Annotated in this window: 22 protein-coding genes; 13 read left to right on the top strand and 9 right to left on the bottom strand. The window is 64.1% G+C overall.

All coding sequences use genetic code 11. The annotated features are described in order from the left end of the window. Window positions 1-75 precede the first annotated feature (75 nt). Window positions 76-1,713, bottom strand: coding sequence for a bifunctional UDP-sugar hydrolase/5'-nucleotidase UshA (ushA, locus tag EV669_RS02355; protein WP_055433576.1), 1,638 nt, complete (start codon window positions 1,711-1,713; stop codon window positions 76-78). Between the two features lie 94 nt (window positions 1,714-1,807). Then, window positions 1,808-3,490 (bottom strand): glutamine--tRNA ligase/YqeY domain fusion protein, encoded by a 1,683-nt coding sequence (locus EV669_RS02350; protein WP_132097780.1) that lies wholly within the window; start codon window positions 3,488-3,490, stop codon window positions 1,808-1,810. A 205-nt stretch (window positions 3,491-3,695) separates the two neighbouring features. Between EV669_RS02350 and EV669_RS02345 the strand changes: the two genes are divergently transcribed. From EV669_RS02345 to EV669_RS02330, 4 genes are all read left to right on the top strand, one after another. Continuing rightward, window positions 3,696-5,975 carry a YgiQ family radical SAM protein gene (locus EV669_RS02345; protein WP_055433574.1) on the top strand — a complete coding sequence of 760 codons (2,280 nt, stop codon included), beginning with the start codon at window positions 3,696-3,698 and terminating at the stop codon, window positions 5,973-5,975. Between the two features lie 51 nt (window positions 5,976-6,026). Then, window positions 6,027-7,502, top strand: coding sequence for a protein adenylyltransferase SelO (locus EV669_RS02340; protein WP_132097779.1), 1,476 nt, complete (start codon window positions 6,027-6,029; stop codon window positions 7,500-7,502). An 89-nt stretch (window positions 7,503-7,591) separates the two neighbouring features. Then, on the top strand, window positions 7,592-8,029 hold the full coding sequence (locus tag EV669_RS02335) for a GNAT family N-acetyltransferase (RefSeq protein ID WP_054284997.1): 438 nt from the start codon (window positions 7,592-7,594) through the stop codon (window positions 8,027-8,029). A 55-nt stretch (window positions 8,030-8,084) separates the two neighbouring features. Then, a complete protein-coding gene (locus EV669_RS02330) occupies window positions 8,085-9,014 on the top strand; it encodes a 2-hydroxyacid dehydrogenase (protein ID WP_132097778.1) in 930 nt (309 codons plus the stop codon). A 49-nt stretch (window positions 9,015-9,063) separates the two neighbouring features. On the opposite strand, the gene EV669_RS02325 is transcribed toward EV669_RS02330, so the two are convergent. Continuing rightward, window positions 9,064-10,320 (bottom strand): MFS transporter, encoded by a 1,257-nt coding sequence (locus EV669_RS02325; protein WP_132097777.1) that lies wholly within the window; start codon window positions 10,318-10,320, stop codon window positions 9,064-9,066. Window positions 10,321-10,430: 110 nt separating this feature from the next. Between EV669_RS02325 and EV669_RS02320 the strand changes: the two genes are divergently transcribed. Beyond that, window positions 10,431-11,369: a LysR family transcriptional regulator gene (locus EV669_RS02320; RefSeq protein ID WP_132097776.1), complete on the top strand. Its 939-nt coding sequence runs from the start codon at window positions 10,431-10,433 to the stop codon at window positions 11,367-11,369. 310 nt (window positions 11,370-11,679) lie between these two features. Then, window positions 11,680-12,531, top strand: coding sequence for a polyphosphate kinase 2 (gene ppk2 / locus EV669_RS02315; protein WP_235445403.1), 852 nt, complete (start codon window positions 11,680-11,682; stop codon window positions 12,529-12,531). A gap of 45 nt (window positions 12,532-12,576) precedes the next feature. On the opposite strand, the gene EV669_RS02310 is transcribed toward ppk2, so the two are convergent. Beyond that, window positions 12,577-14,235 carry a SulP family inorganic anion transporter gene (locus EV669_RS02310; RefSeq protein ID WP_132097774.1) on the bottom strand — a complete coding sequence of 553 codons (1,659 nt, stop codon included), beginning with the start codon at window positions 14,233-14,235 and terminating at the stop codon, window positions 12,577-12,579. 103 nt (window positions 14,236-14,338) lie between these two features. Continuing rightward, entirely contained in the window at window positions 14,339-14,683 is a 345-nt protein-coding gene (locus EV669_RS02305) for a DMT family protein (protein ID WP_054285002.1), read from the bottom strand. Window positions 14,684-14,746: 63 nt separating this feature from the next. Between EV669_RS02305 and EV669_RS02300 the strand changes: the two genes are divergently transcribed. The 4 genes from EV669_RS02300 to EV669_RS02285 all read left to right on the top strand — a co-directional run bounded on the left by EV669_RS02300 (window position 14,747) and on the right by EV669_RS02285 (window position 18,518). Then, on the top strand, window positions 14,747-15,310 hold the full coding sequence (locus tag EV669_RS02300) for a peptidylprolyl isomerase (RefSeq protein WP_200906430.1): 564 nt from the start codon (window positions 14,747-14,749) through the stop codon (window positions 15,308-15,310). A 16-nt stretch (window positions 15,311-15,326) separates the two neighbouring features. Further along, entirely contained in the window at window positions 15,327-15,818 is a 492-nt protein-coding gene (locus EV669_RS02295) for a peptidylprolyl isomerase (protein ID WP_055433568.1), read from the top strand. Window positions 15,819-15,874: 56 nt separating this feature from the next. Continuing rightward, complete coding sequence (locus EV669_RS02290; RefSeq protein WP_054285004.1) at window positions 15,875-16,597, top strand: UDP-2,3-diacylglucosamine diphosphatase; 723 nt, start codon at window positions 15,875-15,877, stop codon at window positions 16,595-16,597. 244 nt (window positions 16,598-16,841) lie between these two features. Then, a complete protein-coding gene (locus tag EV669_RS02285; protein WP_132097773.1) occupies window positions 16,842-18,518 on the top strand; it encodes an L-lactate permease in 1,677 nt (558 codons plus the stop codon). A gap of 81 nt (window positions 18,519-18,599) precedes the next feature. Here EV669_RS02285 and EV669_RS02280 read toward each other — a convergent pair whose 3' ends face one another. After that, the gene (locus EV669_RS02280; protein WP_054285006.1) at window positions 18,600-19,493 is read right to left on the bottom strand and encodes a LysR family transcriptional regulator; all 894 of its coding nucleotides are present in this window, start codon (window positions 19,491-19,493) and stop codon (window positions 18,600-18,602) included. A 284-nt stretch (window positions 19,494-19,777) separates the two neighbouring features. On the opposite strand from EV669_RS02280, the gene EV669_RS02275 reads away from it, so the two are divergent. The 3 genes from EV669_RS02275 to acs all read left to right on the top strand — a co-directional run bounded on the left by EV669_RS02275 (window position 19,778) and on the right by acs (window position 23,786). Further along, entirely contained in the window at window positions 19,778-20,089 is a 312-nt protein-coding gene (locus tag EV669_RS02275; protein ID WP_054285007.1) for a DUF485 domain-containing protein, read from the top strand. Then, a complete protein-coding gene (locus EV669_RS02270; RefSeq protein WP_054285008.1) occupies window positions 20,086-21,753 on the top strand; it encodes a cation acetate symporter in 1,668 nt (555 codons plus the stop codon). Before EV669_RS02275 ends, EV669_RS02270 begins: the two co-directional genes overlap by 4 nt. 68 nt (window positions 21,754-21,821) lie before the next feature. Next, a complete protein-coding gene (gene acs, locus EV669_RS02265) occupies window positions 21,822-23,786 on the top strand; it encodes an acetate--CoA ligase (protein ID WP_054285128.1) in 1,965 nt (654 codons plus the stop codon). 102 nt (window positions 23,787-23,888) lie between these two features. Here the strand turns inward: acs and EV669_RS02260 are convergent, their stop codons facing one another. The 3 genes from EV669_RS02260 to EV669_RS02250 all read right to left on the bottom strand — a co-directional run bounded on the left by EV669_RS02260 (window position 23,889) and on the right by EV669_RS02250 (window position 25,756). Further along, window positions 23,889-24,149: an acyl-CoA-binding protein gene (locus tag EV669_RS02260; RefSeq protein WP_054285009.1), complete on the bottom strand. Its 261-nt coding sequence runs from the start codon at window positions 24,147-24,149 to the stop codon at window positions 23,889-23,891. Between the two features lie 103 nt (window positions 24,150-24,252). Next, a complete protein-coding gene (locus EV669_RS02255; protein WP_165922681.1) occupies window positions 24,253-25,053 on the bottom strand; it encodes an energy transducer TonB in 801 nt (266 codons plus the stop codon). Continuing rightward, window positions 25,019-25,756, bottom strand: coding sequence for a DsbC family protein (locus EV669_RS02250; protein WP_054285011.1), 738 nt, complete (start codon window positions 25,754-25,756; stop codon window positions 25,019-25,021). Before EV669_RS02250 ends, EV669_RS02255 begins: the two co-directional genes overlap by 35 nt. Window positions 25,757-25,761: the final 5 nt, after the last annotated feature.

Below are 25,761 nucleotides of genomic sequence, written 5' to 3'. Positions count from 1 at the left end.
CCGGGGGCAGAAATGTTTCGGCCAACCCGCACGGGTTGGCCGAAGGAGGGTGCCCCGGTACGGGGCTTGGTGCGCTTACTTGCGGACCACAGCGTCGCCGGGACGGAAGTCCGCGGTGCGCAGCGGCGAGCGAGCCGCGATGAAGTCCTTGAGAATGTCAGCATCGACAAAGCCGGTATTGACGAAACCGCGCAGCTCCGCCAGCTTGGGATAGCCGTCCCCGCCAGCTGCGACGAAGCTGTTGGTGGCCAGCCGATAGGTACGTGTCGGATCGATCGGCTGCCCCTTGATCCGGGCAGACTTCAGTTCGCCGTTCTCGATCAGCAGACGCACACCGGCAAATTGCGGGAAGGCACCGGCCCCCGGGGTCATGCGGGCAGCCGCAGCCAGATAGTCAGTCAGCTCCTTGCCGCTCAGGTCGGCATACACCAGCGTGCTGGCAAAGGGCTGTACCTTCAGCACATCGCGGTAGGTGACCACGCCGGCCGGCAGCGAATCCCGAATACCGCCGGAGTTGAGCACCGCCACGTCGGCCTTGGCCTTTTCCATCATCGCGGTGGCCAAGAGCACTCCCAGGTTGGTCGGTTCCTTGCGCACCACTGCGCGGTCGCCTTCCAGCTTGCCGTCAGTCCGGCCTACTTCCACACCCAGCTTCTCCTGACCTTTGTCCTGGAAGGGTTTCAGGTAGGCCAGCATATGCTGATCCTCAGGGATGAGCTCGGTGTAGGCCGTCTTGACGACCTTACCGTCCGGGGCCTTGACCGACTTCATCAGGTTGACCGGGATCAGCGCGTACTTCACCAGACGCAGCTGACCGTTGCGGAACTCGAAATCTGCGCGACCAACGTACTTGCCCCATTCGTGTGCCTGCACGATCCAGGCACCGTTCTGGCGGTCCGGACGGCAAGGCCCACCGGGCACGTATTCCTTGTCGGTGACGTTCTCGGCCTTCATGCACACCGGGTTCTGGCTGTGCCCGCCCACGATCAGGTCGATGCCCTTCACCGCACGCGCCATCTCGACGTCGCCCGCAGCGTTGACGCCGTGCCTGCCGTCCTCGTAGTGCCCCATGTGCGTGGCTGCAATCACGACATCGGCCTGGGCACGCAGTTCGGGCACCAGACGCGAGGCTTCCTCGATGGGGTTGCGGAATTCGACGCCCTTGATGTTGTCGGGGTTGACGAGCTTCCAGGTGTCGTCAGTGGTCAGGCCCATCACCGCCACCTTGATACCGCCGAGATTGAAGATCTGGTAGGGCTTGAACAGTCGCTGCCCGCCCTGGTAGACGTTGGCCGAAAGCAGCGGGAAGTCGGCCCAGCGCGCCTGCTTCTTCAGTACCGAGAGGGGCTTGTCGAACTCGTGGTTGCCCACGGCCATCGCGTCGTAGCCCAGTTTGTTCATGCCCTTGAAGTCGGGCTCGGCGTCGAGGAGGTCGGACTCGGGTACGCCGGTATTCACGTCCCCGCCGTCCAGCAGCAGGGTGTAGCCGCCCTGGGCCTTGACCTCGGCGCGAATGCGGTCCACCAGTGTCTTGCGTGCCGCCAGACCGTACTCACCGTCGGCGTTCTTCCAGAAGTGCCCGTGGTGATCGTTGGTGTGCAGGATGGTAAGACGATAGGTGCGGTCCTGCTGGTAGGGGCCAGTCTGGGCGCAGCCGGCCAGAACGGCCACCGCCACCAGCGACAGGCCGAAGGTCCTCGCGGTCAGTTTCATGTTGTTTTCTCCCTTGGGGGTTTGCCACGCCCGGCGCCCGAGTGCGCTGCGGCAGGAGATTGGCCAAAGCAGCTTCGGCCAACCCCGGTCATCCTCACTTGCCGAATGAATCCTTCAGCCCGACGGTGCGGTTGAACACCACCTTGCGGCCCGGCTGATGGTCGTGTCGGTCGGTGACGAAGTAGCCGATGCGCTCGAACTGGTAGCGTGCTTCCGGCGGCAGCTCCAGCGCCACGGGCTCCACGTAGCCTGTCACTACCTGTAGCGAACCCGGATTGAGGAAGCGCACAAAATCGGTATATTCGCCATCCTCGCCACGCACTGCGTCGGGGCGCGGCTCGGTAAAGAGGCGGTCGTACAGACGCACTTCGGCCTCCACCGCATGCTGGGCGGAGATCCAGTGGATCACGCCCTTCACCTTGCGACCTTCGGGGTTCTTGCCGAGGGTGTCGTGGTCGATCGAGCACTTGAGCTCCACTACCTTGCCGCTGGCGTCCTTCACCACCTCGTCACAACGGATCACATAGCTGTAGCGCAGGCGCACCTCACCACCGGGGGTGAGGCGCTGCCACTTGGGTGGCGGCACTTCGGCGAAGTCGTCGCGCTCGATGTAGATCTCGCGCGCGATCGGCACTTCGCGCTCGCCGAATTCGGGATGATGCGGGTGGTAGGGCGCGCTGCGGCTGGCGGTCAGGCCCGCCTCGAAGTTGGTGAGCGTGACGCGGATCGGATCGAGTACAGCCATGATGCGTGGACTGCCGCTCTCCAACTCTTCGCGCACAGCGCCTTCCAGCACGCTCATGTCGATGATGTTCTCCGACTTGGAAACACCGATGCGCTGCGCGAACAGGCGCAGCCCAGAAGGGGTGTAGCCGCGGCGGCGCATGCCGGCCACGGTGGGCATGCGCGGATCGTCCCAGCCGGACACGTAGCCTTCAGTCACGAGACGGTTGAGCTTGCGCTTGGAGGTGATGGTATACAGCAACTCCAGGCGGGAGAACTCGTACTGCCGCGGGTGGCATTCGATGCTGATGTTGTCCAGCACCCAGTCGTACAGCGGACGGTGGTCTTCGAACTCCAGCGAGCACAGCGAATGGGTGACGCCCTCGATCGCATCGGAGATGCAATGGGTGTAGTCGTACATCGGATAAATGCACCACTTGTCGCCGGTGCGGTGGTGATGGGCGCGGCGAATGCGGTAGATCACGGGGTCGCGCAGGTTGAGGTTGCCGGACGCCATGTCGATTTTCAGGCGCAGCGTCTTGCTGCCGTCCGGGAACTCGCCGTCGCGCATACGTGTGAAGAGGTCGAGGTTCTCCTCCGGGCTGCGGCTGCGGTAGGGGCTCTCGCGGCCCGGCTCGGTCAGCGTGCCGCGGTACTGGCGGATCTCCTCGGCGGTGAGGTCGTCCACGTAGGCCTTGCCGGCACGGATGAGTTCGACTGCATAGTCGTACAGCCGGTCAAAATAATCCGAGGCGTAGCGAACTTCCCCGTTCCATTTGAATCCCAGCCAGGCCACCCCTTCCTTGATGGCCTGCACGTACTCGTCCGACTCCTTCTCAGGGTTGGTGTCGTCCATGCGCAGGTTGCACGAGCCTTGGTAATCCTCGGCCAGGCCGAAGTTGATGCAGATGGCCTTCACGTGGCCCACATGCAGGTAACCGTTGGGTTCGGGCGGGAAACGGGTGACGATGCTGCGGTACTTACCGGAAGCCAGGTCTTCGTCGATGATGTTGCGAATGAAGTTGCTCGCAACCGGCGTGTTTTCGGTGCTCATCTTTTATTCTGAAGTAAGGCGTTACGTTTGCAATGGGCGCGATTGTAACGCATTTGACCGTTTGGCACCTTGCCACCCGGCAGTACGCCCTGTCCGCCCCCGTCTGGCGCGCCGATGCGCTAGTGCGATGAAATACAAGCGTTTTCCCGTGCCCCGGCCGCCTGTTTGCGGCATAATGCGCGTCTTCCGAAAAACACCACCCGCCATGAACCACCCACACGCTGCCGTCAAACCGATCTTTTCGTACCGGAAATACTGGGCGCACCGCTTCGGCACGGCCCCGTTCCTGCCTACTTCCCGCGCTGAAATGGACGCGCTGGGCTGGGACAGCTGCGACATCATCATCGTGTCCGGCGATTGCTATATCGACCACCCCAGTTTCGGCATGGCGCTGATCGGCCGGCTGCTCGAGGCGCAGGGCTTCCGCGTGGGCATCATCGCCCAGCCGGACTGGCATTCGGCCGAACCCTTCCGCCAGTTGGGCCGGCCCAACCTGTTCTTCGGCGTGACTGCCGGCAATATGGATTCGATGATCAACCGCTACACCGCCGACCGCAAGCCGCGTTCGGATGATGCCTACACACCGCATGCCGCGCCCAACAAGCGGCCGGACCGGGCGGTGACGGTGTACGCGCAGCGCTGTCGCGAGGCCTACCCTGGCGTGGGGGTAATGATCGGCTCGATCGAGGCCTCGCTGCGCCGCATCGCCCATTACGACTACTGGAGCGAGAAGGTGCGCCCATCCGTGCTCGCCACCTCCAAGGCGGACATTCTGCTGTACGGCAACGCCGAGCGGGCACTGGTGGAGATCGCGCACCGCGTCGCGGCCGGCGAAAAACTGTCGCAGATCCGGGACGTGCGTGGGACGGCTTTCGTGGTACCGCACGGTTGGCGGCCTTCGGACGACTGGAGCGAGATGGATTCCACCACGGTGGACACGCCGGGCCGTATCGATCCGCACCTGAGCCCCTACGAGGACCTGCCCGAGCAGGCCAGCCAGGCCCAGGCGGCCGCGGACCCTTCGGCGCCCCAGCCGGTGCGTATCGTCTCGCGCGAGGAAAGGTTGGCCGAACGCCGCGCGCAGCGGGCGCGCACCGTGATCCGCATCCCGGCTTACGAGGCGGTGGCCCATGACCCGGTACTGTACGCGCACGCCAGCCGCACGCTGCACCTGGAGTCCAACCCCGGCAACGCCCGGGCGCTGGTCCAGCTGCACGGCGAGCGCGACGTGTGGCTCAACCCGCCGCCGATTCCGCTCACTACCGAGGAGATGGATTTCGTCTACGGCCTGCCTTACGCCCGCAACCCGCACCCGAGTTATGGCGACGCGCACATTCCGGCATGGGAAATGATCAAGTTCTCGATCAATATCATGCGCGGCTGTTTTGGCGGCTGTACTTTCTGCTCGATCACCGAGCACGAGGGTCGCATCATCCAGAGCCGTTCGGAAGACTCCATCCTGCGCGAGATCGAGGAAATCCGCGACAAGACACCCGGCTTTACCGGCCACATCTCCGATCTGGGGGGCCCCACCGCCAACATGTACCGCCTGCACTGCAAGGACAAGAAGATCGAATCGTCCTGTCGCAAGTTGTCGTGCGTGTACCCGGACATCTGCGAGAACCTCAACACCGACCACAGCCACCTGATCCAGCTCTATCGCAAGGCACGCGCGATTCCGGGGGTGAAGAAAATCAACATCCAGTCCGGTCTGCGCTATGACCTGGCGGTACGCTCGCCCGAATACATCAAGGAACTGGTACAACACCATGTAGGCGGCTACCTGAAGATTGCGCCGGAACACACGGAGGACGGCCCGCTGTCCAAAATGATGAAGCCGGGCATGGGCGCTTATGACAAGTTCAAGGAGCTGTTCGAGCGCTTCAGCCGTCAGGCGGGCAAGGAGCAGTATCTGATTCCGTACTTCATCGCTGCCCATCCGGGCACCAGCGACGAGGACATGGTCAACCTGGCGCTGTGGCTGAAAAAGAACAACTTCAGGCTCGATCAGGTGCAGACTTTCACGCCGACGCCGATGGCGCTGGCCACCACCATGTGGCATACCCGCCGCAACCCGCTCAAGAAGCTGTCACGCAGCTCGGAAAAGGTGGATGTGGTGCGCGACGGCTACCGTCGCAAGCTGCACAAGGCCCTGCTGCGCTACCATGCCCCCGAGAACTGGCAGATCATCCACGATGCCTTGGTGGACATGGGGCGCACCGACCTGATCGGCAACCGGCGCGACCAGCTGATTCCGCCGCGGCCGCCCGGTTCCGGCCTGGCTGCGCCGGGGCGCTTCAACCCGGCGCGTACCGCCCACCACCCGACCAAACGCTTTCAGGATGCGCCGCCCGCGCGCGCGCCCAAGATGGGGGGCCCCAAGCCTGCGCCCTCCTTCACGCAGGGCAAAACCCCCAAGCCCGGCGCCAAAGCCGCACCGGGCCGGGCCGGGGGCAAACCACGCAGCAAGGGGCGTACTGCCTGAACCCGAACGCCAAAGCCGTCCAGCAGGACGGCTTTTTGCTGGAGTGAAGCCATGATCCGCATACGATTCGACCACAGCTACCAGCGCGACCTGCCCGATGCCTGCATCGCTGTCGCCCCCGAAACGCCGCCCGCCCCGGCGCTGCTTTACTGGAATGCCCCCTTGGCCGAAGAGCTGGGCATCACACTTGGCGATACCGACGACGCCATGGTGGCGCGGCTTTTCTCCGGAGCAGAGCTGCCCGAGGGCGCGGAGCCGGTCGCTCAAGCGTATGCCGGCCATCAGTTCGGCGGTTTCTCCCCGACCTTGGGGGATGGCCGTGCCCTGCTGCTGGGCGAAGTACTCGACCCGCAGGGGCGCCGCTACGACCTGGCCTTCAAGGGGAGCGGGCGCACCCCCTTCTCCCGACGCGGCGACGGCAAGGCCGCGGTCGGGCCAATGCTGCGCGAGCTAGTCATCGGCGAGGCGATGCACGCACTGGGCATTCCCACCACCCGCGCGCTGGCGGTGGTGGCGACCGGTGAGCGCATACTGCGCGAACGTGCCCTGCCCGGTGCGGTACTGACGCGCGTTGCAGCCAGCCACATCCGCGTTGGCACTTTTCAGTTCTTTGCGGCACATGGCGACCACGAAACACTCCAGGCGCTGGCCGATTACACCATCGCCCGTCACTACCCGGAGCTGGCCGGCAGCAAGACCCCTTACCTTGCACTGCTGGAGGCGGCCTGCGAACGGCAGGCGGCACTGATCGCGCGCTGGATGCACGCCGGCTTCATCCACGGCGTGATGAACACTGACAACATGACCCTTTCCGGCGAGACCATCGATTACGGTCCCTGCGCTTTCATGGATGCGTACGACTCCGCCACGGTGTTCAGCTCGATCGACCGGGAAGGACGCTACGCCTACGGCAACCAGCCGCTGATCGCGCCCTGGAACCTGGCAAGGTTGGCCGAAGCCCTGCTGGTGCTGATGGCCCCCGACGACCCGGCCAGTGCGGTACCGGCCGCCACCGAGGTAATCCAGGGCTTTGCCGCCTGCTACCGCAGGCATTGGCTGGTGCAGGCCACCCGCAAGCTGGGGCTGACAGCCGAACGCGAAGGTGATGCAGGGCTAGCCGACGATTGGGTAGCGCTGCTGGCCGCCGCACACGCCGACCACACCCTGGCCTGGCGGCATCTGGCAGACGCGGCCGAGGGTGACGCAGCCCCCCTTACCGCCCTGTTCGCCGATGCGGCCCAGCTGAACGCCTGGCTTCCCCGCTGGCGTGCCCGGTTGGCCGAAGAGCCCGGCAGTGTCCAAGACAGTGCCGCCCGGATGCGGGCCGCGAACCCGCTCTACATCCCCCGCAACCACCTGGTGGAAGAAGCGCTCCTGGCGGCCAGTGCCCATGACGACCTCGCGCCCCTGCTGCGGCTGCTGGAAGTGGTGCGGGCGCCCTATACCTTCCGGCCGGGGCTGGACCGGTATGCGCTGCCACCCGTCCCCGAGCTAGCCGAGGGCTACCGCACTTTCTGCGGCACTTGAGCCAATGCACGGCCCTCTTGCCACAGCAGGCCCTTGCCAGGCCCCCGTCGGGTACCGCTACACTGACGGTTCTGTCATACGGAGGTCTCATGTCCCAGAGCCCGCTGCACCTTGCTTTTGGCGCCGACCCGGCAGCCCGCGCCCTCATCAGTGACGGCCTGACCTTATACAACACCGGACACGTCGGGCCGTACGCCTACGAAGCCTTCGAACTTTATGCGCGTGATGACAGCGGGCGGGTGATGGGTGGCCTGTTCGGCCAGGCCGGCATGGGCTGGCTGTATGTCGACTACCTGTGGCTGCACCCGGAGGCCCGACATGACGGGCTGGGCAGTCGCCTGATGGCCGAGGTGGAAGCCAAGGCACGGCAGTTGGGCTGCGTCGGTATGTTCCTCTACACCTACGACTTTCAGGCGCCCGACTTCTACCGCAAGCTAGGCTTTGACTACATGGGCGAACTGGAAGACTGCCCGCCGGGTCATCGGCGCATCTACCTCAAGAAGCGTCTGACGCCCGAAAGCGCCTGACACCCTCTATCCATCCTCCCCGGTCGCCTGCCGGCGTTTCCTGCTCCCTGCATCCATGATCCTGATCCATACCCCGGCACCCCGCGAAGTGGCTGCCTACCTCGACCTTTTCCGCACCGCGCTACCACAGCATGTCTTCAACGACCTAGAGGGCCTGAGCCGGCCCGAGGATGTGGAATACGTCATTACCTGGGGGCCACCTCCGGGCCTGTTTGTCGGCATGTCGCGGCTGAAGGGCGTATTCAACCTGGGAGCTGGCGTGGACAGGCTGCTGCAGCGTGACGACCTGGCAGCAGAGGTGCCGATCTACCGTCTGCTCGACGGCGGCATGGCGCAGCAAATGGTGGAGTATGTGCGCTACGGCGTACTGGGCTACCAGCGCCACATGGATATATACCGGCGCCAACAGACGGCTGGCGTGTGGAAGATGCTGCCGCCCCGTCTGCCGGCTACGGTACGGGTGGGCGTGCTGGGACTGGGAGAGATTGGCGGCCAGGTGGCGCGTGCGCTCGCGGCCGACGGATACCGGGTGCAGGGCTGGAGCCGCAGCGCCCAGACCCTGCCGGGCATCCTCTGTCATCATGGCCCCACAGGGCTGGACACCGTGCTGAACGAAAGCGACGTACTCGTCTGTGTGCTGCCCTCCACCCCTCAGACGCGGGGCCTACTGGATGCGACCCGCCTTGCCCGGCTGCCGCCGGGCGCAATGGTCATCAATGCCGGTCGTGGCGACCTGCTGGACCTGGATGCCCTGCAAGGGCTGCTGGAGAGCGGCCATCTGCGCGCGGCCCAGCTGGACGTTTTTCCCGAGGAGCCTCTGCCACCGGCGCATCCGCTGTGGCGACATCCGGCGGTAACCATTACCCCGCACGTGGCCGCCATCACCCTGCGACAGGAGGCCGTAGAGCAGATTTCGGCCAACCTGCGGCGCCTGGCAGAAGGCAGCGAGCCACTGGGCAAAGTGGCACGCACACAGGGCTATTGAAAAGCGCGCCGCGGGCTCGATGGCAGCCCCGACAACCGGACGCGCCCGGCTAACCTCCGCTTGGCAGCGGTGCCAGCCGGCGCAGCTTCAGGCCGGCCACGAGGCTCAGGGCGAGGATAGCGCCCAGCACGCCGACCATGCCGCTCCACCCATGGTGGGTCCACACCGGGCCGGTGGCGCTACCCACCAGGCTGGAGCCGAGATAATACGCCGTCAGATAGAGGGCAGACGCCAGTCCCCGGGCCTTTAGGGCACGCCGGCCGACCCAGCTGCTGGCCACGGCATGGCTAGCGAAGAAACCAAAGGTGAAGAGCCCCACCCCGGCCATCACCAGCGGGAGCGGGCCGAACAGCGTCAGCAGCAGGCCTGCCCCGGTCAGCAGCACCATGCGCCACAGTACGGTACGCCGCCCGAAGCGGTCGGCCATTCGACCGCCCCAGGTGGAACTCCACATTCCTACCACATACAGCAGGAACACCAGCCCGATCTGCCCAGGCGATAGCCCGTAGGGCGCCTGGGCCAGCCGGTAGCCCAGATAGTTGTACAGACTGACGAAGGCGCCCATCAGCAGAAACGCCACCGCAAACAGCCAGGGCAGGCCTGCGTCCGAGAAATGGCCGCGCAGCGCCCCTAGCACCGCCCCGGGCGTCAGCCTTCCCGGTGAAAAGAACCGGGAAGGCGGCAGGCAGCGCCAGAACTCCAGCGCGGCCAGCAGGCCCAGCGCCCCCAAGAGTCCGACACCGACCCGCCACGACACCCATTCGGTCATCAGCGCCATGAAGAAACGCCCGCACATGCCCCCCAGCGCATTGCCGGCGATGTAAAGACCGATCGCCCCACCCAGGGAAGCGGGCTCCATCTCCTCTGCCAGATAGGCCATTGCCACAGCAGGCAGCCCGGCAGCGGCAACACCCATCAGCGTGCGCAACAGCAGAAGTTGGCCGAAGCTGTCGGTCCATGCCGCCAGCAGGGTGAACAGTGCTGACAGAAAGATGGAGGCGTTCATGATGGCGGTACGGCCATAGCGGTCGGCCAGCACGCTCACCGGAATCAGCGTAAGCGCCAACGCACCGGTAGCGACGGACACCACGCCACTGGCCACGCCAGCCGAGAGACCGAACTCGTGTGACAGGTGCGGCATCAGGGGCTGCATGCAGTACAGCATGGAGAACGTGGCAAAACCCGCCACGAACATGGCGCGCGCGGTACGCAGGAAGGCCGGGGTGCCGGCACGGATACGCCCGGCTGGCGCGGGGTCGGTCCCACCAAGCGCCGCAGGTAGTGCGGAAGACAGATCGGTTGCCATGAAGCCATAGGAAAGAGTAGTCAGGCCTGTATCTTCGGCCGCACCCAACCTAAGGTCCAATATATATTTGGCGTATTATTAATATGTAAAACATCTTAGAAGAAACCGGTATGGACCTGCGTCATCTGCGGTATTTCCTCGTGGTAGCCGAGGAGCTTCACTTTACTCGGGCCGCGCAACGTCTGCACATCGCACAGCCGCCGCTGAGCCAGCAGATCCGCGCCCTGGAGGAGGAGTTGGGCGTCGAGCTCTTCGAGCGCAACCGGCGGCGGGTGGCCCTGACCCCGGCCGGCGAACACTTCCGCAGGCGGACAAGCGCGCTGCTGGGCGAGCTGGCGGTGGCGTGCGAGGAGACACGCCGCATCGGCGAGGGACGGGCGGGCGAACTGAGCGTGGGGTTCACCTCGTCGCTGCCGTTCACCAGCCTGCTACCGGAGGTACTCCTGGACTTCCGGCAGACCTATCCGGGCGTCACGCTGACACTGCGCGAGCTTTTCACCGCCCGACAGTTCGAGGCGCTGCGCGAGGGCACGCTGGACATCGGCTTCGTCCGCTACGACGGGCTGGCACCGCCCGAGGATCTGGTGCTGACCGAAATTCGCCGTGACCCGCTGCGGCTGGTCATCAACGCGCGTCACCCACTCGCCGGACAAGCGCAGGTGGCACTGTCCGAGTTGGCCGATGAGCCCTTCATCGTGTATCCGGCAGGGGTGGGTACCGGCCTCAACAGTCGGGTGCGCACTCTGTGCAAGGCAGCCGGCTACGCCCCGCGTGTGGTACAGGAAGCAGGCGAAGCCACGACCCAGATCGGTCTGGTGGCCGCCGGACTGGGGGTGGCAATCCTGCCCGCCCCGCTCGAATGCGTGCACATCGGCGAAGTGCGCTACCTGCCCCTACGTGACGAGGGAGCCCATGTGTCACTGGCGCTGGCCACGCGCAGCGGCCCCCAGCCGGCGCTGCTGCGCAATTTCGTGGAGCGGGTCCAGGCCCATCTCTCCCCGGAGGCCGGTGCCTTGCTCCGGCAGCAGGCAGCGCATCTGCTTCCCTAATAGGCTGTTTGTTGACATGCGGCAAATGCGGACGGCCGGAGCATCGACGCTGCGCCCGCGCCGGCAGTAGGATGGAATCAGGACCACAACGAAAAGGAGAAGAGCGCCTGTGAACGAGAAACCCCTTATCCCCGCCCCCACCGATGAAACAGCCGCCTTCAGCGAGCAGGCGGCCCCGGATACACCTGCCGCAGCGGCAGCCTCCGCCCGCCCCGCCCGAAGCCGTCGTCGCCGGCCTCCGACCGAGACGTCAAAGGCGCACGACGAATCGGTGCAGGCGATCGAAGCGGCCCAGCCCGGCCCGGTAGCCTTGGAGGTGGCACTGGCGCCCGGTGGCAGCACCGAGGATAGCACCACCGCCCCGCTGCCCGCCTGCTATCCCTATCGCACGCGCATGCGGCGGCCGGAGTACGAGCGGCTGAAGGCCGAACTGCAGATCGAGCTGCTGAAAGTGCAGAACTGGATCAAGGAAACCGGTCAGCGGGTAATCGTGCTGTTCGAGGGACGGGATGCCGCTGGCAAGGGCGGCACCATCAAGCGTTTCATGGAGCACCTCAATCCGCGTGGCGCCCGGGTAGTGGCACTGGAGAAGCCAACCGAGGTGGAGCGCGGACAGTGGTATTTCCAGCGCTATATCCAGCACTTCCCTACCGCTGGCGAGATCGTGTTCTTCGACCGTTCCTGGTACAACCGCGCCGGCGTCGAGCGCGTGATGGGCTTCTGCACCCCCAATGAATACCTGGAGTTCATGCGCCAGGCGCCAGAACTGGAGCGCATGCTGGTCAACAGCGGCATCCGGCTATTCAAGTTCTGGTTCTCGGTCAGCCGTGAAGAGCAGCTGCGTCGCTTCATCGCTCGCCGTGACGACCCGCTCAAGCACTGGAAGCTTTCGCCGATCGATATCCAGTCTCTGGACAAGTGGGACGAGTACACCGCTGCCAAGCAGTCGATGTTCTTCCACACCGATACTGCGGATGCGCCCTGGACGGTGATCAAGTCCGACGACAAAAAGCGCGCGCGCATCAACTGCATCCGGCATTTCCTGCATCAGCTGCCATACCCGGACAAGAACCCACGCGTAGCCTGCCAGCCCGATCCGCTGCTGGTGGGCAATGCCAGCAAGGTGCTGGAACCGCACGAAACGCAGGTGTTGACGTTCTGAACATCATCCCGGTCAAGGCCCGCCAAATGGCGGGCCTTTTTGCGTTCAGGCTGCGGGCGTCAGCAGTGCCCGGGCACGCTCGAGCGCGGTGGTAAGGTCTGGCTGAAGGTTGTCCGCCCCCACCTCCTCCGCCAGGCGCGAGCCTTCCATCAGGCCCTGCATTTCGGGGGCCGCCCCGCACAGCACCAAGGTGCGCCCGTTTTCGGCCAACCTTGCATTGAGGGCAGACAACGCCAGCAGTCCGGTGGTATCGAGCAGCACCATCCGATGCAGTTGCAGGATGATCACGTGTGCCTCGGGGGCCTGCTTGAGGATGTCCTCCACTACATCGGCGGCCCCGAAAAACAGCGCCCCCTCGATCCGGAAAGCGGCACAGCCCGGTGGAACGGTCTTGCCGGCGATGGAATGCCGCTCGAACAGCACGGCGTGCTCCGGCACCAGCCGGTGCACACCGGTGTGGCTGGCCATGCTCTGGATGAAGAACACCGCCGCCATCAGTAGCCCCACCTCTACCGCCACCGTCAGGTCGAAGGCCACGGTCAGCACGAAGGTCACTACCAGGATGGCGGTATCGCGCCGCGGATACTGCCTGGCCTTATGCCAGTCCCAGTCGCCCATCTTCAGCGCCACCGAGATCAGGATCGCGGCCAGCACCGCCAACGGAATGTAGGCCGCCAAGGGGGCGGCCACCAGAATTACCAGCAGCAGCGCCAGCGCATGCACCATGCCGGAAACCGGAGTCTGCCCACCGTTGCCGATGTTGGTGGCAGTGCGGGCGAGCGCACCGGTGGCCGGGATTCCGCCGAAAAAAGGCACCACCAGGTTGGCGATGCCCTGGCCGATCAGCTCTTGGTTGGCATCATGCTTGTCGCCGGTCAGGCTGTCGGCCACTACCGCGCACAGCAGCGATTCGATCGCCCCCAGCAGCGCGATGGTGAAGGCGGGTGCCATCAGATCCGACAGCGTGTTCCAGTCCAGCGACAGCGGTGCGAACGCAGGCAGCCCCTGCGGAATGCCCCCGAAGCGTGAACCGATGGTGGCTACCGGCAGCTGGAACAGTGCCACCGCCAGCGTGGCCAGCAGCAATGCTGCAAACGGTGACGGCAGGTACTTGTTGATGCGTCGCGGCCACAGCAGGATGAGCAACAGAGACGAGGCGGACAGGGCCAAGGTGGGACCATCGAAGTGCCCGAGGTTGGCCGAAAGCGTCTTCACCACTGCGAAGAAGCCGGCGGGCATCTGTGCGATCGGCAAACCAAAGAAGTCTTTCAGTTGCGTAAGAAAGATCAGCACCGCGATACCGTTGGTGAACCCGGTGATGAGCGGCATGGGAAAGAAGCGGATCACCTGCCCCAGCCGCAGCACCCCCATCAGCACCAGCATCGCCCCGGCCATGAAGGTACACACCAGCAGGCTGGCCACCCCGTACTTGGCCACGATGCCATAGATGACGACGATAAAGGCCCCGGTGGGGCCGGTGACCGAGGTGCGCGTGCCCCCAAAAAAGGCGGCGAGAAAACCCGCGATGATCGCGGTAAAGAGACCAGCCTGCGGGGTAACACCGCTGGCCATGGCAAACGCCATCGCCAGCGGCAACGCCACGATGCCCACCGTCAGGCCGGCAAAGACATCGGCGCGCAGCCGAGCGCGGTCGTAGCCGCGCAATACGGAAAAAAGACGGGGACGAAATACAAGGGAAACCATCGGGTAGCCAGGGAAGGGGAAACGCGGCCATTCAGGCTACCCCTGCCACGGTCGGATGCTCAAGTCCTGAATCCCCAAGGTTTGCGCCGGCGCAAGGGGGCCCCTAGCTGCGGAACATGAAATACACCGCCCCCACCATGCACAACGCGGCCCATACATAGTCCCAGCGGAAAGGCTGCTGCATGTAAAAGACGCTGAAGGGGATGAACACGGTGAGCGTGATCACTTCCTGCATGATCTTCAGCTGCGGCAGCGTCAGCGTGGTGTAGCCGATGCGGTTGGCCGGCACCTGCAGCAGGTATTCGAAGAGCGCGATTCCCCAGCTCACGAGAGCCGCTACGTACCAGGGCCGGGCTGCCATATCCTTCAGGTGGGCATACCAGGCGAAGGTCATGAACACGTTGGAGCAGACGAGCAGGAGTGCGGTAATGACGAGCGGTGGAGGCATTTGGGCGGCGCGATGCTAGAATGCGGGGTTGCGAAGTCACCGATTCTAAACCAAGAGGCACCGATGAAACCTCTGCTTGCAACGCTAGCCCTCGCCTTGCTGCCACTGGCGGCACAGGCCGCACCCGTGGTGGAACTGACCACCAACAAGGGCGCCATCGAACTGACGCTGGACGCCGCCCGTGCACCCAAGACGGTAGCCAACTTCATGGCCTACGTGAAGAGCGGCCACTACAACGGAACCGTCTTCCACCGCGTGATCGACGGCTTCATGGTCCAGGGCGGCGGTTTTGACACCCGCCTCAACCAGAAGCCCACGCGCCCGCCCGTCCCCAACGAAGCCAACAACGGCCTGAAGAACACCGTCGGCACCGTGGCCATGGCCCGGACCATGGACCCGAACTCCGCCACCGCCCAGTTCTTCATCAATGTGGCCGACAACGACTTCCTCGATTACAAGGCGCCCACCCCGCAGGGCTGGGGCTACGCCGTGTTCGGCCGCGTCACCCGCGGCATGGACGTGGTCAACCGTATCGCCAAGATCCGCACCGGACGCATGAACGGCATGGACGATGTCCCTTTCGAGCCGATCGTGATCCAGAAGGCTGTGGTCAAATCCGAGCAATAACCCGAAAGGACACTCCATGATCAAGTTCACCACCAGCTTCGGCGACATCCTGATCGAACTGGATCACGAAAAGGCCCCCAAGACGGCGGCCAACTTCGAGGACTACGTGAAGAGCGGCCACTACGATGGCACGATCTTCCATCGTGTGATCAACGGCTTCATGATCCAAGGCGGCGGCTTCGACCGCGACATGCAGCAGAAAGACACCAACGCCCCCATCGAGAACGAGGCCAACAACGGTCTGCGCAACGACCGCTACACCCTCGCGATGGCACGCACCATGGACCCGCATTCGGCAAGCGCCCAATTCTTCATCAACGTGGCCGACAACGATTTCCTGAACTTCCAGTCGGAAACCCCGCAAGGCTGGGGCTATGCCGTCTTCGGCCGCGTCGTGGAGGGGCAGGAAGTGGTGGACCGCATCAAGACGGTCAAGACCGGCCGTCACGGCATGCACCAGGATGTCCCGGTGGAGCCGGTGGTCATCGAGAAGGCCGAGATCGTCTGAGCGAACCGGCAAGCAAACCCAGGCCGCCCGCGTGCGGCCTTTTTTTGGCACAAGGCATGGCCATTCACTTCATTTCCGACCTTCACCTGGCCGAGGATACACCGGCGCTGAACGCGCTGTTCATCCGCACGCTGGACGACTGGCAAGGCCGCATTGAGGCCCTCTACATTCTGGGCGACCTGTTCGAGTACTGGGTGGGCGACGACGATGTATCGCCCTTTCTCGACACCATGCTGGGCGCCATGGCGCGCTTTGCCCGTCACACCCCGTTATATGTGATGCATGGCAACCGCGACTTCCTCCTCGGGGCAGGTTTCGAGGCGCGCAGCGGCGCCCGCCTGCTGCCGGACCCGACGCTGATCGAAGCCTGCGGCGACCGCATCCTGCTGACACACGGGGACGCCCTCTGCACCGACGACCTGGCCTACCAGGCCTTCCGGGCCCAGAGCCGCAACCCGGCCTGGCAGGCGGCGATGCTGGCCAGACCGCTGGCCGAGCGGCACGCCTTTGCACGCCAGGCAAGGGTGCAGAGCGAAACGGCACGGCGCGAGCACGGCGTGAGCGCCATTTCCGATGTCACCGAAAGTGCGGTGCAGGCGCTGCTGGCCGCGCACGACTGGCCCACCCTGATCCACGGCCACACCCACCGCCCTGGGGTACACCTGCACCGCGACGGCGAGCGCTCGGCCCGACGCTGGGTGCTGCCCGACTGGCACGGTGCTGCCGGCGGCTACCTGCGGCTGGATGCCACCGGGCTCTCGCCGCATCCGCTGCGCTGAGGCCGCTGGGTTGGCCGAAGCTGGTGGCGCTTCGGCCAACCCCTTCCCTGCCTCTTCCACTACCGTACTTCTCCTTGTCCGTTCCGTCCGTCAAGGGTTTACCCGCAAGGGTAGGCCCCAAATGACGTCTGCGTGACACCCGGCTAGAGTGCCGGCTCCCGGCCCCGAAGAGGACCGGGCGCTCGTTGGCAGCCGCGGCACGGCCCGCCTGCCGGCCAATAACAAAAGGAGAACCGTACCGATCATGTGGTCCCATGTTTACGACCCGCTGGGCAATCCCTGGCTTTCCACACTCTGCGCCGCCATCCCCGTCATCGTGCTTCTGGGTGCGCTGGGCCTCTTCCACATCAAGGCCCATATCGCCGCCCTGATGGGCCTGGTGGCCTCGCTCGTCGTTGCCATTGGCATCTTCGGCATGCCGGCAGACATGGCGATGAGCGCCACGCTGATGGGGGCGGCCAACGGCCTGATGCCGATCGGCTGGATCATCCTCAACGTGATCTTCCTGTACCAGCTCACCGAGCGCAAAGGGCAGTTCGCCGTGCTGCGCGAGAGCATCACCGGCGTCACGAACGACCGCCGGCTGCAACTGCTGCTGATCGCCTTCTGCTTTGGCGCCTTCTTCGAGGGCGCTGGCGGCTTCGGCACTCCGGTGGCGGTAACGGGTGCGATGCTGATCGGCCTGGGCTTCTCGCCGCTGGCCGCGTCCGGCCTGTCGCTGATCGCCAATACCGCCCCGGTGGCCTATGGCGCCTTGGGTACGCCGATCAACACCCTGGCCAAGGTCACCGGTCTGGATGTGATGCAGATCTCATCCATGGTGGGCCGTCAGATGACACCCTTCGCCATCATTGTGCCGTTCTGGCTGCTGATCGCCTTTTGCGGCTGGCGCAACACTCTGCGCATCTGGCCGGCAGCGCTGGTGGCCGGAGTATCCTTCGCTATCCCGCAGCTGATCGTCTCCAACACCATGGGACCGGAACTGGTGGCCGTGATCGCCTCGGTCTGCTCCATCGCCGCCCTGGTGCTGTTCCTCAAGGTTTGGCATCCGGCCGAAATCTACGCCTCTACCGCGGGCACCATGGCCGGCCGGGAGGTGGAAGCCGCGCATGCGAATGGCCCAACCGAGAAGCGCAGCCGCCATGGCTACTCCACCGCCGAAGTGGTGCGTGCGTGGCTACCCTGGCTGGTGCTGTCGGTGATGGTGTTTGCCTGGGGCTCGCCCACCATGAAAAAGGCGCTCGACGCGATCTTCACCCTCGACATCCAGTGGCCGGGGCTGCACAACCTGGTGCAGAAGATGCCGCCGGTTGTGGCCGAGCCGCACTTGGAAGCTGCGGTCTACAAGCTCAACATCCTGTCCACCACCGGTACCGGCATTCTGGTGGCGGGGCTGATCTCGGGCCTGATCATGGGTTATCGTCCGGGCGAGATGATGCGCGTGTACCGCGAGACCTTCTGGTCGCTGCGCTACTCGCTGATGACCATCGTGGCCATGCTGGCGCTGGGTTACCTCACCCGCTACTCGGGCGTGGACATCACCCTAGGCCTGGCGTTCTCGCACACCGGTGTCCTCTACCCCTTCTTCGGCACCCTGCTGGGCTGGCTGGGCGTGGCCCTGACAGGCTCGGACACGGCCGCCAATGTGCTGTTTGGCGGTCTGCAGAAGGCATCTGCCCAACAGCTGGGCCTGTCGCCAGTGCTGATGGCGGCCGCCAACTCTTCAGGCGGCGTGATGGGTAAAATGATTGACGCCCAGTCGATCGTGGTGGCCTCCACCGCCACCCAGTACTACGGCAAGGAGGGCGTCATTCTGCGCTATGTGTTCTTCCACTCCCTCGCACTCGCCTGCCTGGTGGGTCTGGTGGTCACTGCCATGGCCTACCTGCCGCCGTTCACCAGCCTGGTGCTCTGGCCCTGACCACCCCCTGCGGGTCGGACAGAAAAGGCTCCCCACGGGGAGCCTTTTTCATGCTGCAAAGACAAGGGCGCTGCCACGGCTTCAGCCCTGTGGCACGGACATCTGCCAGCAGTGGGCAAGTTCGGTCAGCAGCGCCTGCAGGATCGGGTCACCGCCCCGGTCGGAGGGGTGGACGAACTGCAGCTCGGCCAGCTTGACGAGTCCCGGCACCAGTACCACCCGCCCAGCGGCCTCCAGTGCCAGCGCCTCTTCCTCGCGCACCAGCGCCAGCCCAACGCCAGCGATCACCAGTTCGCGAATGGCATCCAGATGGTCGCACTCGGCCACTTTCTTGGGGGCGATGTTAAGCTCGCGCCACAGTTCGGCGGTGATCTTGGAAATGCTGGAAAACTGCGAGATACCCACCCAAGGCAACTTGCCCAGGTCCCGGGGTTGGCCGAAATCCACCTTTCCTGCCCAGGCCGTCGGCAGGGCGATGCGGAAAGGCAACTGCGCCAGCAGCACGGTATTCACGTTCACATAGGGGTTCTTGCCCAGGTAGAAGCCGCCGTCCAGCTCCTTCTTGCGCACAAGGTTGAGCACGTCACCGGTGACCCGGTGGTGCAGCCGCAAGTCCAGAAGCGGATAGCGCTGTGTCAGCGCCGACACCCAGGGGCCAATGCGTAGCAGGTCGGGCGTAAGCGTCACGCCGATCTGGGCCTTGCCCGACAGCTGGCCCTTGAGCCCGCGGGCATGGTTGATGAGGTCTCGTGCGCCCGCCAGGATGCCCTGCGCCTGGGGCAGGAGTTCCTGACCCGCCCGGGTGAGCGTCACCCCGCCTGCGGTGCGCTCGAAAAGCGGCATGCCCACCTCTTCCTCAAGCGCCTTGATCTGGGCAGTGACCGCCGGCTGCGACAGGTGGAGCTGTTCGGCAGCCTGCGTCAGGTGTCCTTGCTGGGCAACGGTGACAAAGGTGCGCAGCTGGTAGATTTCCATCGTTCCCTTCCGTATGCGATGTAAGGCCTGAGCCGAACGGACATTTTCCTGTCATCACGGCGGTTTTCACAACCAGAACGGGAAATTCACCCCGCGTCCGCCACGCGGGAAACAGCTTTCTGGAGTAAAAATACCATTTTATTCCAATGATTTTAAAAGGTTTTTGCGATGCACCATCGGTCTGGCAAATTTGCTTTATCAAAAAATGCGATTAGCGTGGTGCGGCGGCGTTCCCTTATGTTCACCACAGCGATGCATGGATCGCTATGACAAAGGAGGATGCAATGAACGAGGACGTACTCATCAAGGTACAGTCCAACCCGAAGTTCAGGGAGCTTGTCCAGAAGAAGACAAGCCTGGGTTGGATGCTCACCATCGTAATGCTGGTCATCTACTACGGCTTCATCCTGCTGTTGGCCTTCTCGCCGGCCACGCTCGGGACGCCGGTGGCCGAAGGGGCCACGATGACCCTCGGGATCCCGGTCGGGATCTTCATCATCGTTTCGGCTTTCCTGCTGACCGGCATTTACGTCCGCAAGGCCAACACCGAATTCGACCAGCTCAACCAGCAGATCGTCGAGGAGGCCCGCAAATGAAGCAGCCTTTCGCTAAACTGGCCGCCACTGCGCTTCTGGCGGCACCGGCCCTGGCCCAGGCAGCCGATGCCATCAGCGGCGAAGTGAAACGCCAGCCGATGAACTGGCACGCCATCATCATGTTCTTCATCTTCGTGGCGGCCACCCTCGGCATCACCTACTGGGCAGCCCGCCGCACCCGGTCGGCCAGCGACTTCTACGCAGCCGGCGGCGGCATCTCGGGCTTCCAGAACGGGCTGGCGATCGCGGGCGACTACATGTCCGCCGCTTCCTTTCTGGGCATCTCGGCCATGGTGTTCGAAAAGGGCTACGACGGCCTGATCTACTCCATGGGGTTTCTGGTGGGCTGGCCCATCATCCTGTTCCTGGTGGCCGAACGCCTGCGCAACCTCGGCAAGTACACTTTTGCCGACGTAGCCTCCTACCGCCTGAAACAGACGCCGGTGCGCATGTTCGCCGCCAGTTCCACGCTGGTGGTGGTGGCCATCTACCTCATCGCGCAGATGGTGGGCGCCGGCAAGCTGATCCAGCTGCTCTTCGGCATGAACTACACCTCCGCCGTACTGCTGGTGGGCGTGCTGATGGTGATGTACGTGATGTTCGGTGGCATGCTGGCTACGACTTGGGTACAGATCATCAAGGCGATCATGCTGCTGTCCGGTGCCACCTTCATGGCAATCATGGTACTGGCCTCCGCCGGCTTCAGCCCCGAGATCATGTTCGAGAAGGCCGTGGCCGCACACAGCAAGGGTGCTGCCATCATGGCACCGGGCAAGGCCGACCCGATCGACTCGATCTCGCTTGGCATTGCACTGATGTTCGGTACCGCAGGCCTACCGCACATCCTGATGCGCTTCTTCACCGTGTCGGACGCCAAGGAAGCACGCAAGTCCGTGTTTTACGCCACCGGCTTCATCGGCTACTTCTACATCCTGACTTTCATCATCGGCTTCGGCGCCATCATCCTGGTAGGCCCCAACCCGATGTTCCATGAAGGCGGCGACATCGGTGCCAAGCTGCTGGGCGGCGCCAACATGGCTGCAGTGCATCTTGCCAATGCGGTGGGCGGCGACCTCTTCCTCGGCTTCATTTCGGCCGTAGCCTTTGCCACCATCCTGGCCGTGGTTGCCGGCCTGGCTCTGTCCGGCGCCTCGGCGGTATCGCACGACCTCTACGCTTCGGTTATCAAGAAAGGCCATGCCAACGAAGCCGACGAGATCCGTGTCTCCAAGATCACCACCATGGTGCTGGGTGTGGTCGCGATCATCCTGGGCATTGCCTTCGAAAGCCAGAACGTGGCCTTCATGGTGGGCCTGGCCTTCTCGATCGCTGCTTCGGCCAACTTCCCGGTGCTGTTCCTCTCCATGTTCTGGAAGGGTCTGACCACCCGTGGTGCGGTGCTGGGCGGCTTCATCGGCTTGGCCACCGCTGTGGTCCTGATCGTACTCGGCCCGGCAGTGTGGGTGGACGTGCTCAAGCACGAAGCCGCCATCTTCCCCTACAAGAACCCAGCCATCTTCTCGATGACTCTGGCCTTCATCAGCACCTGGCTGTTCTCGGTGCTGGACAATTCGCGCCAGGCTCACGAAGAGAAAGCCAAGTTCGATGCCCAGTACGTCCGTGCCATGACCGGCATCGGGGCGTCCGGCGCATCCAAGCACTAAGGTCTCATCCGTAACAGGCCGCACCCTTCGGGGTGCGGCTGGCATACCGCATAATCAAGGAGATGTTTATGTCGACCCTCGAATCGATCCTGAAGGAAACCCGCAGCTTTCCGCCCAACGACGACTTCCGCCGCAAGGCCACCGTCTCGGGCATGGAAGCCTACAATGCTCTGTGCGAGCAGGCGGATGACCGCTACCTCTCCTTCTGGGGCGATCTGGCGCGCGAACTGATCACCTGGAAGAAACCGTTCTCCCGCGTCTTCGACGACAGCAACGCGCCGTTCTTCAAGTGGTTCGACGATGGGGTGCTCAACGTCTCCTACAACTGCCTGGACCGCCATCTGGCCACCGACGGCAACAAGATTGCCGTTATTTTTGAAGCCGACGACGGGGAAGTGACCCGCGTCACCTATGCCGAGCTGCATCGCCGCGTCTGCCAGTTTGCCAATGGCCTCAAGAGCCTGGGCGTCGGCAAGGGCGACCGGGTGGTGATCTACATGCCGATGGTGATCGAAGCCGTCGTCGCCATGCAGGCCTGCGCCCGGATCGGCGCCATCCATTCGGTGGTGTTCGGTGGCTTCTCGGCCGGCGCTGTGCGTGACCGTATTCAGGATGCCGGCGCCAAGGCCGTCATCACCGCCAACGAAGGCCTGCGCGGCGGCAAGGTGGTGCCGCTGAAGGCCACGGTGGACGAAGCGCTGGCAATGGAAGGCTGCGACACCATAGCGCACGTGGTCGTCTATCAGCGCACCAACGGCGGCGCCAGCTGGACCGAAGGCCGCGACGTATGGTGGCACAAGCTGATCGAAGGTCAGGCCGAGACCTGCGAACCCGAATGGATGAATGCCGAAGACCCGCTCTTCATCCTTTACACCTCGGGCTCTACCGGCAAACCCAAGGGTATTCAGCACAGCACCGCCGGCTACCTGCTTGGCGCGGCCAACAGCTTCCGCTGGGTGTTCGACTACAAGCCCAACGACGTCTACTGGTGCACCGCCGACGTGGGCTGGATCACCGGCCACAGCTACATCTGCTACGGCCCACTGGCCAATGGTGCCACCCAGGTGATCTTCGAAGGCGTACCCACCTATCCCGATGCCACCCGCTTCTGGCGCATGATCGAGAAGCACAAGGTCACCATTTTTTACACTGCTCCCACGGCGATCCGTTCGCTGATCAAGTTGGGCGCAGACCTACCCAAGCAGTTCGACCTCTCCAGTCTGCGGCTACTGGGCACCGTGGGCGAGCCGATCAACCCCGAAGCCTGGATGTGGTACTACGAGGTGGTGGGTGGCGGACGCTGCCCGATCGTAGACACCTGGTGGCAAACCGAAACCGGTTCCGTGATGATCGCACCGATGCCGGGCGCGGTAGCCACTAAGCCGGGCTCGTGCACGCTGCCGCTGCCGGGCATCATGGCCGATATCGTCGACGAATCCGGCGCACCGGTGGAGCCGGGTCGCGGCGGCTTCCTCGTCATCAAAAAGCCCTTCCCCTCGCTGGTCCGTACCATTTGGGGTGACCCGGACCGCTTCAAGAAGACTTACTTCCCCGAGGAATTCAACGGCCAGTACTATCTGGCGGGCGATTCGGCCAACCGTGACGAGAACGGCTACTTCTGGATCATGGGTCGGATCGACGATGTGCTGAACGTCTCCGGTCATCGCCTGGGCACGATGGAAATCGAATCGGCGCTGGTGGCCAACCCGCTGGTGGCGGAAGCCGCTGTGGTAGGCAAGCCGCACGATGTCAAGGGCGAGGCTGTCGTGGCGTTCGTGGTGCTCAAGGGGGCACGTCCGGAAGGCGACGAGGCCAAGAAGGTCGCCACCGAGCTCAAGAGCTGGGTGGCGCACGAAATCGGAAAAATTGCGCAGCCGGACGACATCCGCTTCGGTGAGAACCTGCCCAAGACCCGCTCGGGCAAGATCATGCGTCGCCTGCTGCGCTCGCTGGCCCGCGGCGAGGAAATCGTTCAGGACGTGTCCACGCTGGAGAATCCGCAGATCCTCGCCCAGTTGAAAGAAGGCGTCTGACGGCCAAGTCACCAGACAAGACAAAACCCGGCCTAGGCCGGGTTTTTTGCTGGGTGCGCACAAACGTCGGGACGCAGCCGGCTCTTGTACGGAGCAGGCGGATCAGGCCGCCAAGAGCCCCTTCACCACGTCCACGTAGCCTTGCTTGGCCTCGTCGGACGACATGCCCTTGAGCTTTTCCCACGCGTCGTACTTGGCGCGGTTGATGAAGTCCATCATGCCCGGGCGCTCGCCCGAAACATCGCCGTCAGTCGCCTGCTTGAACAGCGCATACAGCTGCAGCAGGGTCTGGTTGTCCGGACGCTCGGACAGGGTTTTCACATCGGCCTGGGCCTGCTCGAACTGGGTTTGCAGATCGGACATCGTTGTTTTCCTTTGCTGTGGAAGCGGTGGCTTCCGGTGTTGCATGTGGTGTGCCCGCCGGCCTCGTTGCCGGCGCTTACACTCTAGCATGAAACCGGCATCGTCACGACCCGCTGAGCACCTCCACCAGCTTGTAGCTCTTGACGGGCTGCCCCGCCCGCTCACCAGGTGAAAACGGCGTGGCAGCAAAGGCTTCAGCCACCGGCACTTCAAGCAGGCCGGCCGGCTCGGCCGACACCACTTCGAAGAATACTACCCTGCCTGTCTCGTCGATATACACCCGTGCCACGATGCGCACGCTGCCGGGGCTGGCCTCGTCGGAGCGGGGAAGTGGCACCTCTGCCAGCGCCGCAGCCTGCACATCGAGCATTGCCGGCGGGTAGTAGATGTCCATGCCAAAAGCACGCGGCTGCGCCTCAAGGTTTGGCATGGTGGTGTCCCGGCCGGTCTCGGGCGCAGGAGCAGCCTCTACCGTTGCAGGCACAGGCAGGTCAGCAGAAGGCGCAGGCGCATCCGCACTAGAGGCAGAAAGGGCAAAAGGAACGGACGGGAAGGAGCCAAGGTTGGCCGAAGCAGCGCCCGGACGCGTCAGCAGCGTTTCCGCGCGTGGTGCGCGCCCGGCATCGGTCGTTGCCCGCGGCGCGGTCACTTTCACTGGCGGGGCCAGCCGCACCTGCAGCACTGCCGATGCAGCGCCGTCCGCCGGCAGCCCGCCCCCGATGCCGGGCGACAAGGTCCACCGGTACAGCACCACATGCAGCAGCATCGAAGCCAGCAGGGCCAGCGCCAGCAGATTATCGTGCGGAAAGCGCGGGCTGGCGGGTGGCTGCCACAGTGCCGGGTCGGCAACGGCGGCGGCCCCAACTGGATCAGCGCGCGTTGAGCAGGCTTTCCAGACGGTCACGCGGAATCGCACCCGGTACCAGCTCGCCATTGGCGAAGATCAGTGCGGGCGTGCCGGTGATGCCGAGCTTCTCGCCCAGTTGGCGAATCTTTTCGATCGGCGCATCGCAGTCGGCCACTTCAGGCAGGGGCTTGCCATCGCGCATGAAGCCTGCCCAGGTTGCAGCACGGTCGCTGGCGCACCACACCTGCCGGGACTTGCGCGTGGCGTCCGGATGTAGCTCTGCGATCGGATACAGGAAGGTATAAATGGTGACGTTGGTCACGCCGGTCAGGCTCTCCTGTTCCAGCTTCTTGCAGAACGGACAATCCGGGTCGGTGAAGACGGCCAGCTTACGTTCGCCATTGCCGCGCACTTCCTTGAAGGCCAGTTCCAGCGGCAGCGTCTTCCAGTCCACGCGGGAAAGTTCCACCATGCGCTGTTCGGTCAGGCTTTCGCGCTTCGCGGTGTCGATCAAGTCGCCCACGAACAGATAGTTGACCTTGGCGTCCACATAAACGATCTGTCGGCCCTTCACTACCACTTCATAGAGCCCGCCCACCGGGGCGGGCCGCACGCTGACCACCGCACGGTTGGGAAACTTGGCCTCGAAGGTCTTCTTCACCGCAGCGGGCGAGACTGTCTCAGGGGTGGCATTGGCGGTACACGCCACCGTGCCGAACAGCGTAAGCGCGAGGAGGATCGACTTCAGCGGAAACTTCATGACTT

Source organism: Gulbenkiania mobilis, from assembly GCA_004346645.1.
Taxonomy (GTDB): Bacteria; Pseudomonadota; Gammaproteobacteria; order Burkholderiales; family Chromobacteriaceae; genus Gulbenkiania; species Gulbenkiania mobilis.
Note: the sequence above shows the minus strand (reverse complement) of the source record. Positions and strands in the feature narration are given on the sequence as shown.